Source organism: Bacillus sp. KS1 (assembly GCF_020075515.1).
GTDB classification, from domain to species: domain Bacteria; phylum Bacillota; class Bacilli; order Bacillales; family Bacillaceae; genus Bacillus; species Bacillus velezensis.
In genome coordinates, this window is record NZ_JACAWW010000013.1 from 46,301 (window position 1) to 60,936 (window position 14,636).

At 44.2% G+C, this 14,636-nt stretch carries 22 protein-coding genes and 1 pseudogene; 10 read left to right on the forward strand and 13 right to left on the reverse strand.

The features are described 5' to 3' along the window. Window positions 1–29: 29 nt before the first annotated feature. Complete coding sequence (locus HWY38_RS06115; protein ID WP_023356765.1) at window positions 30–1,151, reverse strand: FAD-dependent oxidoreductase; 1,122 nt, start codon at window positions 1,149–1,151, stop codon at window positions 30–32. Between the two features lie 150 nt (window positions 1,152–1,301). Between HWY38_RS06115 and HWY38_RS06120 the strand changes: the two genes are divergently transcribed. Beyond that, window positions 1,302–1,814, forward strand: coding sequence for a MarR family winged helix-turn-helix transcriptional regulator (locus HWY38_RS06120; protein ID WP_224181455.1), 513 nt, complete (start codon window positions 1,302–1,304; stop codon window positions 1,812–1,814). A gap of 38 nt (window positions 1,815–1,852) precedes the next feature. On the opposite strand, the gene HWY38_RS06125 is transcribed toward HWY38_RS06120, so the two are convergent. The 4 genes from HWY38_RS06125 to HWY38_RS06140 form a co-directional block, all read right to left on the reverse strand. Further along, the gene (locus tag HWY38_RS06125) at window positions 1,853–2,497 is read right to left on the reverse strand and encodes a Bax inhibitor-1/YccA family protein (RefSeq protein ID WP_007408941.1); all 645 of its coding nucleotides are present in this window, start codon (window positions 2,495–2,497) and stop codon (window positions 1,853–1,855) included. Window positions 2,498–2,587: 90 nt separating this feature from the next. Continuing rightward, window positions 2,588–2,890 (reverse strand): hypothetical protein, encoded by a 303-nt coding sequence (locus HWY38_RS06130; protein WP_224181456.1) that lies wholly within the window; start codon window positions 2,888–2,890, stop codon window positions 2,588–2,590. A gap of 29 nt (window positions 2,891–2,919) precedes the next feature. Beyond that, on the reverse strand, window positions 2,920–3,093 hold the full coding sequence (locus HWY38_RS06135) for a YezD family protein (protein WP_003155693.1): 174 nt from the start codon (window positions 3,091–3,093) through the stop codon (window positions 2,920–2,922). A gap of 313 nt (window positions 3,094–3,406) precedes the next feature. Then, on the reverse strand, window positions 3,407–4,273 hold the full coding sequence (locus HWY38_RS06140; RefSeq protein ID WP_007408939.1) for an STAS domain-containing protein: 867 nt from the start codon (window positions 4,271–4,273) through the stop codon (window positions 3,407–3,409). Between the two features lie 160 nt (window positions 4,274–4,433). On the opposite strand from HWY38_RS06140, the gene HWY38_RS06145 reads away from it, so the two are divergent. Both HWY38_RS06145 and hmoA read left to right on the forward strand, forming a co-directional pair. After that, on the forward strand, window positions 4,434–4,796 hold the full coding sequence (locus tag HWY38_RS06145) for a VOC family protein (protein WP_029326180.1): 363 nt from the start codon (window positions 4,434–4,436) through the stop codon (window positions 4,794–4,796). Window positions 4,797–4,879: 83 nt separating this feature from the next. Then, window positions 4,880–5,206 (forward strand): heme-degrading oxygenase HmoA, encoded by a 327-nt coding sequence (hmoA, locus tag HWY38_RS06150; protein WP_003155696.1) that lies wholly within the window; start codon window positions 4,880–4,882, stop codon window positions 5,204–5,206. Window positions 5,207–5,238: 32 nt separating this feature from the next. Here hmoA and HWY38_RS06155 read toward each other — a convergent pair whose 3' ends face one another. The 8 genes from HWY38_RS06155 to HWY38_RS06195 form a co-directional block, all read right to left on the reverse strand. Continuing rightward, window positions 5,239–5,928, reverse strand: coding sequence for a YetF domain-containing protein (locus HWY38_RS06155; RefSeq protein ID WP_007609925.1), 690 nt, complete (start codon window positions 5,926–5,928; stop codon window positions 5,239–5,241). Between the two features lie 113 nt (window positions 5,929–6,041). Continuing rightward, window positions 6,042–6,320 (reverse strand): YesK-like family protein, encoded by a 279-nt coding sequence (locus tag HWY38_RS06160; RefSeq protein ID WP_012117023.1) that lies wholly within the window; start codon window positions 6,318–6,320, stop codon window positions 6,042–6,044. Between the two features lie 28 nt (window positions 6,321–6,348). Continuing rightward, entirely contained in the window at window positions 6,349–6,882 is a 534-nt protein-coding gene (locus tag HWY38_RS06165; protein WP_007609923.1) for a GNAT family N-acetyltransferase, read from the reverse strand. Window positions 6,883–6,970: 88 nt separating this feature from the next. After that, a complete protein-coding gene (gene cotJC / locus HWY38_RS06170; protein ID WP_003155700.1) occupies window positions 6,971–7,540 on the reverse strand; it encodes a spore coat protein CotJC in 570 nt (189 codons plus the stop codon). A gap of 14 nt (window positions 7,541–7,554) precedes the next feature. Continuing rightward, window positions 7,555–7,818: a spore coat protein CotJB gene (gene cotJB, locus HWY38_RS06175; RefSeq protein ID WP_007408934.1), complete on the reverse strand. Its 264-nt coding sequence runs from the start codon at window positions 7,816–7,818 to the stop codon at window positions 7,555–7,557. After that, on the reverse strand, window positions 7,802–8,050 hold the full coding sequence (gene cotJA, locus HWY38_RS06180) for a spore coat-associated protein CotJA (RefSeq protein ID WP_003155704.1): 249 nt from the start codon (window positions 8,048–8,050) through the stop codon (window positions 7,802–7,804). The genes cotJB and cotJA overlap by 17 nt, the downstream gene beginning before the upstream one ends. 144 nt (window positions 8,051–8,194) lie before the next feature. Further along, window positions 8,195–8,488: a spore coat protein gene (locus HWY38_RS19245; protein WP_411908467.1), complete on the reverse strand. Its 294-nt coding sequence runs from the start codon at window positions 8,486–8,488 to the stop codon at window positions 8,195–8,197. A gap of 179 nt (window positions 8,489–8,667) precedes the next feature. Then, complete coding sequence (locus HWY38_RS06195; RefSeq protein ID WP_003155709.1) at window positions 8,668–9,387, reverse strand: YebC/PmpR family DNA-binding transcriptional regulator; 720 nt, start codon at window positions 9,385–9,387, stop codon at window positions 8,668–8,670. A 298-nt stretch (window positions 9,388–9,685) separates the two neighbouring features. On the opposite strand from HWY38_RS06195, the gene HWY38_RS06200 reads away from it, so the two are divergent. From HWY38_RS06200 to HWY38_RS06230, 7 genes and pseudogenes are all read left to right on the forward strand, one after another. Then, window positions 9,686–11,692: a T7SS effector LXG polymorphic toxin gene (locus HWY38_RS06200; RefSeq protein WP_224181457.1), complete on the forward strand. Its 2,007-nt coding sequence runs from the start codon at window positions 9,686–9,688 to the stop codon at window positions 11,690–11,692. 1 nt (window position 11,693) lies between these two features. After that, the gene (locus HWY38_RS06205; protein WP_224181458.1) at window positions 11,694–12,170 is read left to right on the forward strand and encodes an antitoxin YezG family protein; all 477 of its coding nucleotides are present in this window, start codon (window positions 11,694–11,696) and stop codon (window positions 12,168–12,170) included. Between the two features lie 84 nt (window positions 12,171–12,254). Next, window positions 12,255–12,743, forward strand: a complete 489-nt coding sequence (locus HWY38_RS06210; RefSeq protein WP_224181459.1) for an immunity protein YezG family protein — start codon at window positions 12,255–12,257, stop codon at window positions 12,741–12,743. Between the two features lie 77 nt (window positions 12,744–12,820). Beyond that, window positions 12,821–13,027 carry a bacteriocin immunity protein gene (locus tag HWY38_RS06215; protein ID WP_224181460.1) on the forward strand — a complete coding sequence of 69 codons (207 nt, stop codon included), beginning with the start codon at window positions 12,821–12,823 and terminating at the stop codon, window positions 13,025–13,027. 85 nt (window positions 13,028–13,112) lie between these two features. Beyond that, window positions 13,113–13,580 (forward strand): annotated as a pseudogene (locus HWY38_RS06220) (antitoxin YezG family protein); the annotation flags it as partial. A gap of 88 nt (window positions 13,581–13,668) precedes the next feature. Further along, window positions 13,669–14,139: a TIGR01741 family protein gene (locus HWY38_RS06225; protein WP_263433281.1), complete on the forward strand. Its 471-nt coding sequence runs from the start codon at window positions 13,669–13,671 to the stop codon at window positions 14,137–14,139. Window positions 14,140–14,158: 19 nt separating this feature from the next. After that, window positions 14,159–14,635: an antitoxin YezG family protein gene (locus HWY38_RS06230; RefSeq protein ID WP_224181461.1), complete on the forward strand. Its 477-nt coding sequence runs from the start codon at window positions 14,159–14,161 to the stop codon at window positions 14,633–14,635. Window position 14,636 lies beyond the last annotated feature (1 nt).

The window sequence follows — 14,636 nt, forward strand, 5'->3', positions numbered from 1 at the left end:
CCAGACGCTATGTTCTGGACTTTCTTTATTTAATAAGGCTCTTTGAGCAATCGATAGCATTCACTTATGATGTCTTGGACGCCGGGCGTTCCCTTTATCTCGCGGCGGACGATTTCAGATGAGAGATTCTGCACCTGTAATGCCCGCTCCGCCCGTCTTTCGAAGTATGCTTGACATGCAGTTTCATGGTTTTCGTGCTTTTGCAGTTCTTCACTAAGCACAATCGCGTCTTCAATCGCCATCGCCGCTCCCTGCGCCAATGTCGGCGCCCCTGCATGGACGGCATCCCCGCCCAGAACGACGCGGCCTCTGTGCCACGGTTCTTTAACCGCCATCTGCTCAATCTTATGAAACAAAACGGGATATTCCTTTGACATATTCTCTGTCACAAACTTCACTCCCGGAATTCCGCGCAGCAAGTCTTTCACCCGTTCAAAACGCGTGTCCTCGTCATCCCTGAAGTCAGCGTCATACGGCCGGATGATAAATACGTATCCTGTTTTTTCAGAGAGAGGCACGACTCCGACCTGCGTCTGCCCTTTTTTATACATCAGTGTCGAATCATGAAATATCGGCTCGGGAAAAGAAATGTAAAATCTGTGCGCTCCCATGCCGAGATACTCCGTTTTCACTTCTCTTTGCAGCATTTGATCGCGGACAGCGGAGCGGATGCCGTCAAAGCCGGCGAGAATGTCAGCCGTCATCGCGGTTCCGTCTGCACAATGCACCGTTATGTCATCTGCCGTTTCTTCGTAAGACACGACTTTTTTACCGAGCAGAATCGTGACCCCCGCCGCTTCAGCATGCTTTTTGAGGATATCGTTTAATGTTTGCCGCAATATATTATTCCGCCCCGGCAATGAATCATCTAAAAACGCCTCACTCACTTTAAACTGCAGCGTTCCGTTTTCATCATGCTGCTTCAGCCATTCCGTTTGAAAGCCGTGTTGACAGCATTCATCATACACACCGATTTCCCGAAGCACCCGCAGCGCATTTTGAGGCTGGAGAATGCCCGCTCCGCTTTTTCGCATGTCGGACGCCGCCTCGCAAAGGGTCACTTCAAAACCCGCTCTGCCGAGAGAAATCGCTGCGGACAGGCCGCCGATCCCTCCGCCCGCTATGATGATCTTTTTCACTTCATGGTTCATCACGATACCGCCTTATCTATTTATTTATTATTCATTAACTATTAGCCACCTTACTATATAGGCTGAAAAACTGTCAATCTTTATAGGTTGCCTTTTGAATCCGGCAAGCTTATACTTTGAATCACTAAAATGGTACGGAGGCTTACAAAAATGGAGTTGAGACATTTGCCGGATTACTCGCAGATTGCCGGACGCGCTGAGATTTACGCCGATATGGATGCTGAATCATTGAAAACATTTTTGACGTTATTTGATATGTCTAAAAAAATGAATCAGGTCATGGAGCATTATTTCTCAAGTCACGGATTGTCCGAAGGGAAATTCAAAATTTTGATGTTTCTGTTTGACGCACCCGGCCACAGCCTGAGTCCGACGGAGCTGGCGAAAAAATCCAATGTCACCAAAGCGACCATCACCGGATTGATCGACGGACTCGCACGGGACGGCTTTGTAAACCGCAGCCGGCATACCGGCGACAGACGAAAAATCAGCATCGAACTCACAAGGGAAGGAAAAGAAAAGCTGATGCTGTTTCTTCCCGGCCACTTCTCCAATATTTCAGGAGTCATGGAAAGCTTCACCGCTGAACAAAAAGCGGAATTGACAAAAATGCTTGAAGTATTATTTGATAAGCTTCTGCTGTTTTCCGGCGGCAGAACATAAAAAGGCGCCCCTCTCAGCAGGGCGCCTTTTTCGCGCGGTTAATCATCACTGTTTAAAATTCCGAAAAACCGTAGCAGGTTGATAAACAGGTTAATAAAGTCGATATAAAGCGTCAATGCCATCAAAGGAATCAAGTCAGCCGTGATGTCCCGGTGCTTGATCTGGTTCAGATCGTATAAGATGTACATTGAAAACACAATCGTCCCGATGACGGAATACGCCATCATGGCGGCGGAATTCAGCGGGCTGAAAATATTAAAGATCCCCACTGCGAGAAGCGCGATAACAGCGACAAGCAAAAAGGACCATAAAAACGACAAGTCCTTTTTCGTCTTAGCGCCGATCGTGCCGAGCACCGCAAAAATCACAAACGATGAACCGAATGCCTCCAATACGACATAGGCCCCCGCTGCGGACGCATAATGGCTGATAATCGGAAACAGCGTCATTCCGGAAATGAAAGCGAATGAAAACACAAACACATATCCGACGGCTTTTTTTCGGCGCAGCCAAAATGCGGCGATGATCATGACGACCTCTAAGACCGACAGCGGCAGCATCAATGCCGGCGGAATGAACTGGCCCGTATACAGGCCGATTGTCGCAACTAACAGTGTAAACACAAATACCGTTATAATGCGCTGCATAATAGATTGTTTGCTCTCATAAGCAGCAGTTTGCATGTCAAAAGTCCTCCCAAAAAATGATCGTGATAGGTCTATTATAAATAAAATGGGAGAAATTTGTATGATTTTAAGAAGATTTTAAGGATGTCAGGCCTGACGTTTTGCTGCGCACTCCTGCATATCCATGAAATCATTCAGTTTTTTCGTCAATCCGCCGTGCCCGAATCGGATATTCCCCTTCTGCCCCGGCGTTTTCGCGAAATCGAGGAATGCCAGCACATAAAGACGCCTGACGGGAATCGGAATGACGCCCGCATCATAAAACCAGCCGTCAATTGTATTGAGCACGCCTTTGTTAATGCCGTATTGCTTCGTGCACCAATGCAGAAAGCGCACTTCGGGCAGGTGCAGATACCGGCTCTCCCGGAAAGGAACAGTTGAATGCTTCATATGTACCGCCTCCTGTCATTGGCTGTTTTTTAAGATTGTTTTACTTCTTTGCTCTTCAGGGAAAATCGATATTTCTCCACCTTATCAATTTGTGTCACTTGGGAATTATGAACCGTAATCTGAACTGTCCCGAAATCGAGCGTTTCCAGCGCGCTGATAATCTTTTCGATCACATGCGGATCTACGTTTCCTTTGGACGTCATCATGCTCCCCCTTTATGTCTGGCCGTTCGTCTTTTGACAATGAGCGTTTTAATTCATACTATTCTGATAAGAAATATATAATTATACTATTATGTTTTCATTCAGAAATCAATAACATTTACACAATTTTTGGATATGTTTTCTTTGCGATTACTTTCACTTCCTTCGCTTTGACATAAACCGTGTCACCGACACCGGACCCCAAGGCGTCATATTGCTCTTTTTAAGAACGCAATCTTCACGTTCCGACATATTTACGTTGTTTTCCGCTGACAAAAAAAGCGCCCCGCCTCTGGCCGGAGCACCTTTTTTTCTATGCTTTTGCTTCCTCGATCACACATGTGACGCCCATGCTGGCGAGCGCCTGCTCCAGGGAGCCGTAGGTTTGATACTCTGAAAAATCAAGCCCCAATTGGATAGAAGTCTGTGCCACATCAGGCCGAATGCCGGAAAACACGGTTCTGATGCCGAGGAGAAATAACGTTTTCGACAGCATATACAATTGCTGCGCCACCATCGTATCGACAATGGGTACACCGGACAGATCAATCACAAGATTTGTGATCCGTTTGGCGACACAGTTTTCCGGCACCGACTCCAAAATCACGCGCGCCCGTCTCGTATCAATCGATCCGATGAGCGGCAGAGTGCCGATCGTATCCGCGATCAAAATAACCGGACAGCTCAATTCGGAAATAAGCTCCTGCTGAGATGACAGCCTCGCGATCATTAATTTCTGAAACTGTTCAGTAAAATCCGTCATCAGCTGATCAAACGAGCCGTTGACAAGGTGATTCCAGCGGCGGGCATCCTCGTTTGTTACGATGTCCTGATGCTCATCCATAAAACGGGTGACCGCCTCCCAAAAGACGGTTCTTGAATTGCCGATCGCCTCAACAACCTCATGAACCTCCGCGTCTTGCTCCACTCTGCTTTTCGCTACCTGTGCGGCCCATTTTTCTTTGTTATGCTGAAAAACGGCCGGATCTTCCAAAAAAGCGCTTGCGATGACCGTGTTTGTAAAGGTATGCTGCTCGATCAGCAGCCGTTTCATTTCCTCACTTAATTGATCCGCAGAATAAAAACGCCCTCTCAGCTTCCGTCTCAGCTTGAGCCATTTTTCCGTCAGCTCTGCCGAATGTGTAATAATATAATCATGAAGTAATTGGTCTTTGTTCACTGCCGTCTCCTCTTTCAAGAATATGTACTTTTGTCTAAATTATAAATCGGAATCGCCGATCGCACTAGAGAAATTAAAAAAACCTGCACATTAAAGCTTTTGATTGCTTTTTTCGGCAGGAGGATACACTATAAAAGAAATGAAACAGGAGGTCAGTATGATGATCAAAAAAATCGCGACAGTCGCCGTATACACTGATGATCAGCAAAAAGCGAAAACATTCTGGACGGAAAAAGCGGGGTTTGAAACCGTCGCCGAGCATCCGATGGGACCGGGCGCCTTCTGGCTTGAGGTAGCGCCCAAAGGAGCCGCCACTCATTTGGTTATTTATCCGAAAGCGATGATGAAAGGGGCCGAGCATATGAAGGCTTCTATCGTATTTGAGTGTGAAGATGTCTTTGCCGCATATGAACAGATGAAAAAGAACGGCATCACCTTTTTAGATGAACCGAAACAAATGGAATGGGGCAGCTTCGTGCAATTTAAAGATGAGGATGGTCATGTCTTTCTCCTGAAATCGTAATCCGTCAGGCACCCCAATTGACTTTGAGAATCATTTTCATTTAAAATGTTGGATAAAGCGTGAAATGATTGGAGAGCTGCCAGATGTTCGTACAAATCAGAAAAATGACCGTAAAAGAAGGACATGCCGACAAAGTAATCGAACGCTTCAGTTCAGAAGGCGTGATTGAAAAGCAGGAAGGTTTAATAGACGTAACAGTCCTGGAAAAAAAAGTCCGCCGCGGTGATGAAGAAGTCGTCGTGTTAATCCGCTGGGAGTCAGAAGACCATTGGAAACAATGGGAAAAAAGCGAAGACCACATCGCGGCCCACAAAGCAAACCAAGGCAAGCCAAAACCTGATTATATGCTTGGAACGGATGTCGGTATGTATCATGTCAGAGCCGTTAAAACAGGCGTACATGAAAAATAATAAAGAGCATTTGCCCCAGGGCAATGCTCTTTTTATTTTTTCTCCTCATACGGCAGGACAAACAGCGGTTTATCGGGCTTCCATTCTGCATACAGCACGTCCTCCGTTTTTTTGATGTTCAGCTTTTTCAGCTCCTGAGTCAGCTGCTTTTCTTCCAGCCCGGCTTCTTTCAGATTTTCATACAGCACTTCGCCGTCAATAATCAGTGTGACCGGCAAAGAGACCTGCTTCGGCTTTATTTGCATGTCGCCGTTTTTCGTCGTGTCATATTGAAATTTCGGCAGGACACTGACCATCCCGTTTGTTTCTAAAATCGCGTACTCCGCTTCCTGTATGGAAAAGCAATTCGCCTGTCTGAGAAGGCTTTGCAATTGATTAATGTCCAGCTTATTCTTTTTCAGCACATCATATTTCAGTTTTCCTTTATGTATGATAATACTCGGCTCGCCTTCCAACAGCTTTCTGGAGCTTTTTACTTTCTGCGTAATCAGTTCGATGAGATAAATTAAAATCCCCCATAACAGAGAGGCAAAAATGATTTCAAAAATCCTGACGCCTTTATCATACACCGCATTTCCGACCAGTTCGCCGAGGATGAGCGCGGAAATAAAATCAAACGGCGTAATTTGCGAGAATTGAGTTTTTCCAAGCAATTTTAAAATCACAAATAAAATACCCAAACCGCATACTAACTCCCAAGCCACTGTAAGTAAATGTCCCATATTCGCACCTTCTTCTTAAAAGTCATTACCATTATGGACATTCGCCTGTTTTCTATACAGCGGCCGGCAACACACAAAAAAACGCAGCCGAGGCCGCGTTTTTTCACTTCTGCTTACTGTTTTCGATTCGATCTGACGACCCGTAAGCACACCTCAGCGGCATAACCGGCGGCCGCTCCGGAACCCGCAAACATCGCGGCAAGCCCCAAGCCCATTCCTTCCCAGCCGCCGACACCGAAAATGCTGTAAACAACCGTACCGAAAGCAGTCAGGCCCAGCACCGCCAAAAGGCACTCAGGCCACATCTTTTTCGGCCATTTCTTGCGGAGCACAGCCGATACGGCAAAGTTAAGACAAAATGCGGCCAGACAGATCAGATAAAAAAACCCCATGTCTTTTACCTCCGTCATGAGAAGCTTTTTATTTACTCACCTTTTTTTCAAACAAATGATAACCCGGCGCGAGTCCTTTTGATTCGTACCCCATTCCGCTGTAAAACGACTGAAGCGCCTTGTTTTCGGACACGCAATCGAGCCGGATTTTCGTTTTTCCCGGACAAGACACACCCGTCTCCGCCCAAGTCATGATCGTCCGGCCGAGCCCCGCCCCTGCAAACCTCCTGTTAATCGCCAGCCGGTGGAGATATACGGACTCCTCATGTCCTTCATCGCCCCAAAGACGTCTGTCCCATCCGCTTGCTTCGGGAAGCAGCATGACGACGCCGGCCAGCTCTTCATTCTGCCTGAATAAAAAAACATACCCTTGGGCGATCGCCTCCCGCATATTGTGGGTATCTTCCCCTTCTAGAAGGCCGCTCCACTGGTTCGACCCTTTATCGCGAAGCCATTCTGCCGCTTGCACGAGCAGATCCATGACCTCTTCTTCATCATCCTTCCGGGCGGAGGTGACCCGGAATGCCCCCGCCTTCTCCTCCGTGATCGTAAATGGTGTCATAAAATCCTCCTGTAATCAGAATATTCGACACCTTTATTATAGACCAAACGCAGAAAGGAAAAAAACAGCCGTCGTGTTTGAGGGCCGTTTAAAAAATTTTCTTCTTATCACGTTCTTCTTTTAAAATCTCAACCGCTTCCCTGAAACGCATAGAGTGGACGATTTCACGCTCACGCAGAAAACGGAGTGAATCATTCAGGTCAGGATCATCGGAAATATCAATAATCCATTGATACGTCGCTCTCGCCTTTTCTTCAGCCGCAATATCCTCATATAAATCAGCGATCGGATCTCCCTTCGCCTGTATGTAAGACGCTGTGAACGGAACTCCGGCCGCATTGTGATAAAACAGCGCGCTGTCATGGTTGACGTAATGATCACTGAGCCCTGCATCACGCAGCTGCTCCGGGGTCGCATCTTTTGTCAGCTTATAAATCATCGTCGCAATCATTTCTAAATGCGCAAACTCCTCCGTGCCGATATCCGTCAGCAGGCCGATCACCTTGTCAGGAATCGTGTAGCGCTGGTTTAAGTACCGGAGCGCTGCGGCCAATTCGCCGTCCGCCCCGCCGTATTGTTCAATGAGAAACTTAGCCAGCATCGGGTTGCATGTACTGACTTTAACCGGATACTGCAGCTTTTTTTCATATACCCACATTTACAGATCCCTCCTTATACTTGCCATGGCCAAGGACCGCGGCCCCAGTCCCATTGAGCGCCGACCTGACTCACGCCGAATTGCAGAAGCGGTCCGTACTCAGGCTCAAACCGCTTTCTCAGCTGTCTTGAGTACCGGGAATATTCATGAAACTGCTGAAGCGCGAGACGGTCATGGGGATGCGTATCCAGATAAAGCGTCAGCTCCACCAAGACAAAGTCCGCCGCCTGAATTTGTTCCAGCAGCCGATAGTATTCATCATCAATCTTTTTCGCCATATTCGATTCCCCCCCGATAAGGATTATCATAGAAATCGTAAAGATCCTTCCAAAGGGTCCCTTTTCTCAATGCCTCCATCGGAGAAAACTGCTCCAAGTGATACGGCTGAAACCGCATATAAAGATGCGGCGGCGTTCTGTAGTATTTTCTCCCGATCGGCGGGCAGGGATCAAACCGGCTGTGGAAGGGTTTATAGGATTTGACCGGTGTAAACGGCTGATTTTCTTTCATTACGATCCTCCTTTCCTAAACACATGACCTTAATAGGTATGAATCCGTATCGGCATTTATGCCCTGTAAGAAAATAAAAAAGCCCGTTAAAAACGGTCACAAAAAAACACTCTTGCTGTTCCAAGAGTGCTTTTTCCCGAATGATCAGATATATTGGCTGTCCCGATGATGATGATGGAACGGGTAGCCGCCGTAGCCTCCGCCATAGCCGCCGAAACCGTACCCCGGATATCCCCCGAAGCCTCCGTAGCCGCCAAAACCGCCGTAACCGCCAAAACCGTATCCCGGGTAGCCGTAGCCTCCGCCGAAACCGTATCCCGGATATCCTCCGAAGCCGCCGTAGCCGCCAAAACCGTACCCCGGGTAGCCTCCGAAGCCTCCGAAGCCTCCATAGCCGCCGCCATAGCCTCCGCCGTAAATCGGTCTTCTTTCATTCATGATTTATCGCTCCTTCACATAGGTTACAGTCCAGTTTATGACATCCGGAAGGAAACGTATGGGCATCCGCCCAGTTTTGGCGAAATAATCAATAATTGCTTACGGAGATATACGATACAGGCCGACCGCATAAGCAAAATAAAAAGGCCGGAACTTATGCCGCCCCGGCCTTTTTGTCTTTATTCGCCTAAATCTACATTGTGATAAACCTGCTGTACGTCTTCCAGATCTTCCAGCACATCGATCAGCTTTTCAAATTGAGCTTTCGCATCTTCCGGAAGCTCGACTTCATTTTGCGCAAGCATCGTCAGCTCCGCAACCGTGAACTCTTCAACGCCGGCATTTTTGAATGCCTCCTGTACCGCATGGAATTGATCAGGCTCGGCATATACGATAACACTGTCATCCTCTTCTAATATATCGCGCACGTCCACATCAGCTTCCATCAGCAATTCCAGCGCTTCATCCGCCGTCTTGCCTTCAACGCCGATAACGGCAGTCGCATCGAACATGTAAGCGACAGACCCGCTCACACCCATATTTCCGCCGTTTTTCCCGAATGCGGCGCGCACTTCAGGCGCCGTGCGGTTTACATTATTCGTTAACGCATCAACGATGATCATTGAACCGTTCGGCCCGAAACCTTCGTAACGCAGCTCGTCAAAGTTTTCCTCCGCGCCGCCTTTCGCCTTTTCAATCGCACGCTCAATAATATTTTTCGGCACACTGTACGTCTTCGCGCGCTCAAGCACCACTTTTAACGCCTGGTTCGATTCCGGATCTGGCTCGCCTTGTTTTGCCGCCACATAAATCTCACGGCCGAACTTCGCGTAAATCCGGCTCGTATTTGCGTCCTTTGATGCTTTCTTTTCTTTAATGTTGTTCCACTTACGGCCCATTTTGTTCCACTCTCTTTCACGAATTGAATCTGTATGATAAATACTCTGCTTCTATTATACCTCAGCGGTTGGGTTGTTTCGAGTGTAAGACATTAGAAAAAACAGGCACGCTTAAAATCCCCGGATCGCAGTTAGCCGAATTTGAGGGTTATTGTACAAAACATAAAAAGCCTCTCTTCATACAGGAAGGAAGTCGCAAGCCAAAAGATTCATTTTATTCTTATTACCTATTTCCTACACTGTATATCCTGACTCACGTGGTAAAATTTTGATATCGAACAAAAGAAAGGATATGGTCATGAAAGTTTTCGAAGCAACCACCCTCCTCGCCGCCGCCAAACAGCGCGCGGGTGAATACAAAAAACTGCGCGGTCAGATGGTCAATCTAAAAAAAGCGTTTCAAGGCATGGCTGATCTTGGTGACAATGATTTCTCAGGCCGGGGTGCAAATAACATCAAAGCCTTTTTCCAAGACCACGCCGGCGTCACAGACAGCTGGCTTGATCTGATCGACATGAAAATCGCATTTCTCACAAGCCTTCCCGGTAAGGTCGAAGATGCCGGACTTTCCAATTCGCATGTGGAGGAATCATTTCTGGAGCACGAGCTCACTCACGCCCTCAGTAAATCAAAGGCGATTATGGAAGAGCAGAAAAAGGACATGCGCTCCATCCTCGGAGAGATCGATGACATCATCTCGCTTGATCTCTTTTCCACCGAAAGCGTGGATCACAAGCTCCAATCAGCCGACAAAAAGAGAAAAGAAACGATACATAAACTCGGCAAGCTTGATCACGATCTAACGAAGGAATACGCAGAAACCGAAGCGAACGAACAGTTCATTCAAGCTGACTTCCAACAGCTCCAAAACGCCACAGGTAAAGGAAAAAACGCCACGCCGCTTCACTACAATGCCAAGGCGTACCGTGAAAGTGATATTCATAAGAAAAAAGGCGATATCTCAAGACATTCGGATGCTTATTTGAAGATGAAGAAAGAGGAAGCGAAAGAACGAGAGATTGAAAAACTGAAAGAAAGACTGAAAAACTACGATTATGCGAATGCCGATGAATTCTACTCAATGGCCAAAACAATCGGCTATAAAAACCTGACAAAAGAACAGCAGCGCTACTTCACTCAAATTGAAAACACGCGTGAACTTACAGACGGTTTCAAAGGCGTTGCCGTCGGCCTTTATGATTCCGGAAAAGACGCGGTCACAGGCCTGTGGGATATGGTCACAGATCCGGGCGGAACGGTTGAAGCCATTACAGGAGCGGTGGCTCACCCGATCAAAACGTATGAAGCGATTTCAGCGGCAATCGAAGAATCGTACCAAAAAGACATGGTGAATGGCGACACCTACTCCAGAGCAAGATGGGTGTCATATGCAGTGGGCACCGTTGTGACATCAGTTGTCGGCACAAAAGGCGTCGGCGCCGTCTCAAAAACAGGCACAGCCGCCAAAGTGACAACCAAAGTCAAAACAGCAGCAAGCAAATCCGCCACAGCACAAAAAGCGATAACGGTCTCAAAACAAACCGTTGATCACATCAAACAAAAAGTAAACACAGGCATGGAAGTATCAAAAAAACGCGTCAAAACCAAGTTAAATCAAATGGGAGATCTCACCCTGGCTGATATTCTCCCGTATCATCCGCGTCACGACTTAGTGCCGGCGGGCGTTCCTTATAACGCAGTCAACGGAGTCACACTTAAAGAAGGACTTCAGAAATTCGCCAAGGTCATCCTGCCGAAACCGTACGGAACCTCCGCAAGCGGCAGGCGGACACCGGCACCGCATGTACCGCCGGTAACGGTTAAATACGGCGAGCATTTTGCGAAATGGACCAGAAAGAAAGTATTGAAGCCGAATGTCATCTACAAAACAAAAGAAGGCTACACGTACACCACTGACAACTATGGTAGAATTACAAGTGTCAAAGCAGACTTGCAGCTGGGAGAAGCAAAACGCAACCAATATGCGCAATCAAAAGCAGGTAAACCAGACCGTCTGACTGATGACGACGGAGGCCACCTAATCGCCACCCAATTCAAAGGCTCAGGCCAATTCGACAATATCGTGCCGATGAACTCTCAGATTAATAGGAGCGGCGGGAAATGGTATAAAATGGAGCAAGATTGGGCATCGGCTTTGCAAGCAGACCCTCCCCAAAAAGTATCAGTTGAAATTAATGCATTGTATAAAGGTGATTCATTAAGACCTACTGCTTTTAGGGTGAAATATAAAATTGGTGATCAAGAAGCTAAACTTATGAGAATCAAAAATCAGGCCGGAGGTTAATATGGAGACAAAAAAAATGGGGCAATTATATCAAAAGATAGCAGAAAGCATTAATGAAATCATTCCATCTGAATGGGAAAGAGTTATTCTTTATGCAGAAATACTTGACGATTCATCTGAAGTTTTCTTTTATTTCAATACTCCACATAGTGAAGATTTTATATATTCTCATAATATCCCTGAACACTATCATGTCAGTGAGGAGATTTATGAGGAGCTGTTATTTGACTTGCATGACTTATTCGAGGAATTACGAGATGAATTTAAAGAAAACAATCAAGATATATGGACTAATCTAACACTTAATCTGGGGATAAGCGGAGAATTTTCGATAGACTATAATTATGAAGACGTTATTCAATCTCCATTTACCATCTCTCAAAGACAAACAATCTGGACTTATAAAAATGTAGGAATTTATCCTAAGAGTAAACCTTTAAAATCCTTTTTAGAACAGTATTTAAATTCTCAAAATTAAAAACCCCCCTCCTTTATTGGGGGGTTTTTTTGATACAAATGATCCTTACAAATTACCAATTATAATGCTGGAGGCTGATCCTTGTTGGAAAATGAATTAAATGCATTATATAGAAACATAGCTGAAACCGTTAACGAAATGATACCAGAACCATGGGAGAAATTTTTGTTCTATGCTCAGGTTTCAGAGACAGGCGGAGGCACTTACTTTTTTTATAATTCTCAAAATGAACCTAATCTTTTTAAGTACAGTCTTGAAATTCCGTTTGAATTTGGTATTGACGAAAATGAATTCGATCAGTATGAGATGGAATTATTTAAACTAAGCGAAAAAATGAGAGATGTTTTCAAAGATCATGATCAAGAATTATTTTATTCTTTCACTCTTAGCCTAGAAAGATCAGGAAAATTAACTGTCAACTTTGATTATACAGATTGGTTTAAGACAGATTATAGTTTCAGTGATCAGCTTATCATCTGGAAATTCAAATATTTAAGGGAAGAACCTAAGGATCCATCATTACAAAAATTAATAAAAAAATATTTAGATGAATATCCTGAAAATCCAATTTAATAACATGATAATGCTGTATTAAAATAAAAAAATATTCAAATGTCATAAACGAATTATTCTCTAAAGGGAGTATAAAAATGGATAATCTGACAAAAGAAGAATTAATCTCTCTTGTAAAGGAAATAATGAACCCAACATTAGATGATGATAAAGTCAGTGAATATCTTGCTTTATTAGAGAAAAGTGTACCTCATCCGTCACCAAGCGATTTAATATTCTGGAGCAAGGAAAATTACACAGCGGAGCAAGTCGTAAGAATTGCTCTAAACTATAAAGATGAGTAGTCTATCAAACCATTAAACTGATATAGCAACTCTCAAATGGGATAGAGATGATAAAGTTACGAGATTAAAAGAGATTGAAAAATAAAAGAGTAGTAAATTATATCGAGAGCTAGCAGAACAAATTAATGAAATGATTCCAGCAGAATGGAATAAAGTTGCTCTATACGCAGAGATTTTAGATGACTCTAGAGAAGTATACTTTTTCTTTAATACAAAAACTAGTGAAGCGTTCATTTATTCACATGACATTCCGGAACATTATCAAGTAAGTGAACAAATTTATGATGACTTGTTAATCGAACTACAAGATTTATTTGATGAACTAAGAGATGAATGGAAAGCGAATAACTCAGATGTGTGGACTAACCTTACACTCAAGCTAGAGCATACCGGAAAGTTTTCAATTGACTACGATTATGATGATGTTATTGCTTCAGAACTAAACGGTACTCAACGTCAAGTAGTTTGGGAATATAAACATTTAGGTTTGGTTCCTACTGGTAAGAAAAACAGGGAGTTCTTGGAACGCTATCTCAATTCGGAAGAAGAATAATCTATTTTACAATAATCAAAAATAGCTCAGCCTTCACTGCTGGGCTATTTTTATAACTAAGATTTCTCGACGATTAAAGGTGAAAAGATTGGAAACTAGGAAAATGCCAGATTTGTATCAGCTTATTAGTCAGAATTTGAATGACATCATACCTTGTGAATGGACAAAAATTTATCTTTATGCAGAAGTATTAGATGATTCCACAATGGTTCTTTTTCACTTCAGAACACCAGAAAATAATCAAATTATTTATTCACAAGACATACCTAGCCACTACAACGTAAGCAAGGACATTTTCAAGACGTTGTTAAGAGAGCTAAGAGAACTTTTTGAAGAATTAAGAACTGAACACAGAAATAATAACAATGATGTTTGGACGAACCTTACACTAACATTGGATAGCAGTGGAGAATTCCAATTAGAATATAATTCTGATGATATTTTAGCATCAGAATTAGATGGTTATGAAAGAATCGCAATATGGGAATATAAAAACCTTGGTATTTTGCCTGAAGATGAGGAAGATCAAGAATTTTTAATTAGCTACCTAAATCTATAAATTTGAACTGGAGGTTAGCATGGAAACAGAAAAAATGGGTGAATTATATCAACAGATAGCAGAAGGCATTAACGAAATCATTCCTTCTGAATGGGAAAAGGTCATTCTTTATGCAGAAATACTCGACGATTCTTCTGAAGTTATCTTTTATTTCAATCCTCCGCAAAGTGAGGATTATATCTATTCTCATAATATTCCTGAGCACTTTCAAGTAAGCGAAGATCTTTATGACGATCTATTAATCAAACTTCAAGAAGCCTTCGAAGAACTGCGCAAAGAATATAAAGAAACTAATCTGCATATTTGGACGAACTTGACTTTGAATCTAGATAGAACAGGCCAGTTTTCTATAGATTATAACTATGAAGATGTAATCGGTTCAGAGCTAAACGGAGCTCAAAGAAAAGCTGTTTGGCTGTATAAAAACCTAGGCTTGATGCCAAAAAGGAAAACGTTAAGAGCCTTCCTAGAAGATTTCATCAAGACTAGCGAATGAA

Coding starts and splice junctions, on each gene's coding strand:
- HWY38_RS06115 (WP_023356765.1), bottom strand. CDS start 1,151: ATGAACCATGAAGTGAAAAAGATCATCATAGCGGGCGGAGGGATCGGC.
- HWY38_RS06120 (WP_224181455.1), top strand. CDS start 1,302: ATGGAGTTGAGACATTTGCCGGATTACTCGCAGATTGCCGGACGCGCT.
- HWY38_RS06125 (WP_007408941.1), bottom strand. CDS start 2,497: ATGCAAACTGCTGCTTATGAGAGCAAACAATCTATTATGCAGCGCATT.
- HWY38_RS06130 (WP_224181456.1), bottom strand. CDS start 2,890: ATGAAGCATTCAACTGTTCCTTTCCGGGAGAGCCGGTATCTGCACCTG.
- HWY38_RS06135 (WP_003155693.1), bottom strand. CDS start 3,093: ATGACGTCCAAAGGAAACGTAGATCCGCATGTGATCGAAAAGATTATC.
- HWY38_RS06145 (WP_029326180.1), top strand. CDS start 4,434: ATGATCAAAAAAATCGCGACAGTCGCCGTATACACTGATGATCAGCAA.
- hmoA (WP_003155696.1), top strand. CDS start 4,880: ATGTTCGTACAAATCAGAAAAATGACCGTAAAAGAAGGACATGCCGAC.
- HWY38_RS06155 (WP_007609925.1), bottom strand. CDS start 5,928: ATGGGACATTTACTTACAGTGGCTTGGGAGTTAGTATGCGGTTTGGGT.
- HWY38_RS06160 (WP_012117023.1), bottom strand. CDS start 6,320: ATGGGGTTTTTTTATCTGATCTGTCTGGCCGCATTTTGTCTTAACTTT.
- HWY38_RS06165 (WP_007609923.1), bottom strand. CDS start 6,882: ATGACACCATTTACGATCACGGAGGAGAAGGCGGGGGCATTCCGGGTC.
- cotJC (WP_003155700.1), bottom strand. CDS start 7,540: ATGTGGGTATATGAAAAAAAGCTGCAGTATCCGGTTAAAGTCAGTACA.
- cotJB (WP_007408934.1), bottom strand. CDS start 7,818: ATGGCGAAAAAGATTGATGATGAATACTATCGGCTGCTGGAACAAATT.
- cotJA (WP_003155704.1), bottom strand. CDS start 8,050: ATGAAAGAAAATCAGCCGTTTACACCGGTCAAATCCTATAAACCCTTC.
- HWY38_RS19245 (WP_411908467.1), bottom strand. CDS start 8,488: ATGAATGAAAGAAGACCGATTTACGGCGGAGGCTATGGCGGCGGCTAT.
- HWY38_RS06195 (WP_003155709.1), bottom strand. CDS start 9,387: ATGGGCCGTAAGTGGAACAACATTAAAGAAAAGAAAGCATCAAAGGAC.
- HWY38_RS06200 (WP_224181457.1), top strand. CDS start 9,686: ATGAAAGTTTTCGAAGCAACCACCCTCCTCGCCGCCGCCAAACAGCGC.
- HWY38_RS06205 (WP_224181458.1), top strand. CDS start 11,694: ATGGAGACAAAAAAAATGGGGCAATTATATCAAAAGATAGCAGAAAGC.
- HWY38_RS06215 (WP_224181460.1), top strand. CDS start 12,821: ATGGATAATCTGACAAAAGAAGAATTAATCTCTCTTGTAAAGGAAATA.
- HWY38_RS06230 (WP_224181461.1), top strand. CDS start 14,159: ATGGAAACAGAAAAAATGGGTGAATTATATCAACAGATAGCAGAAGGC.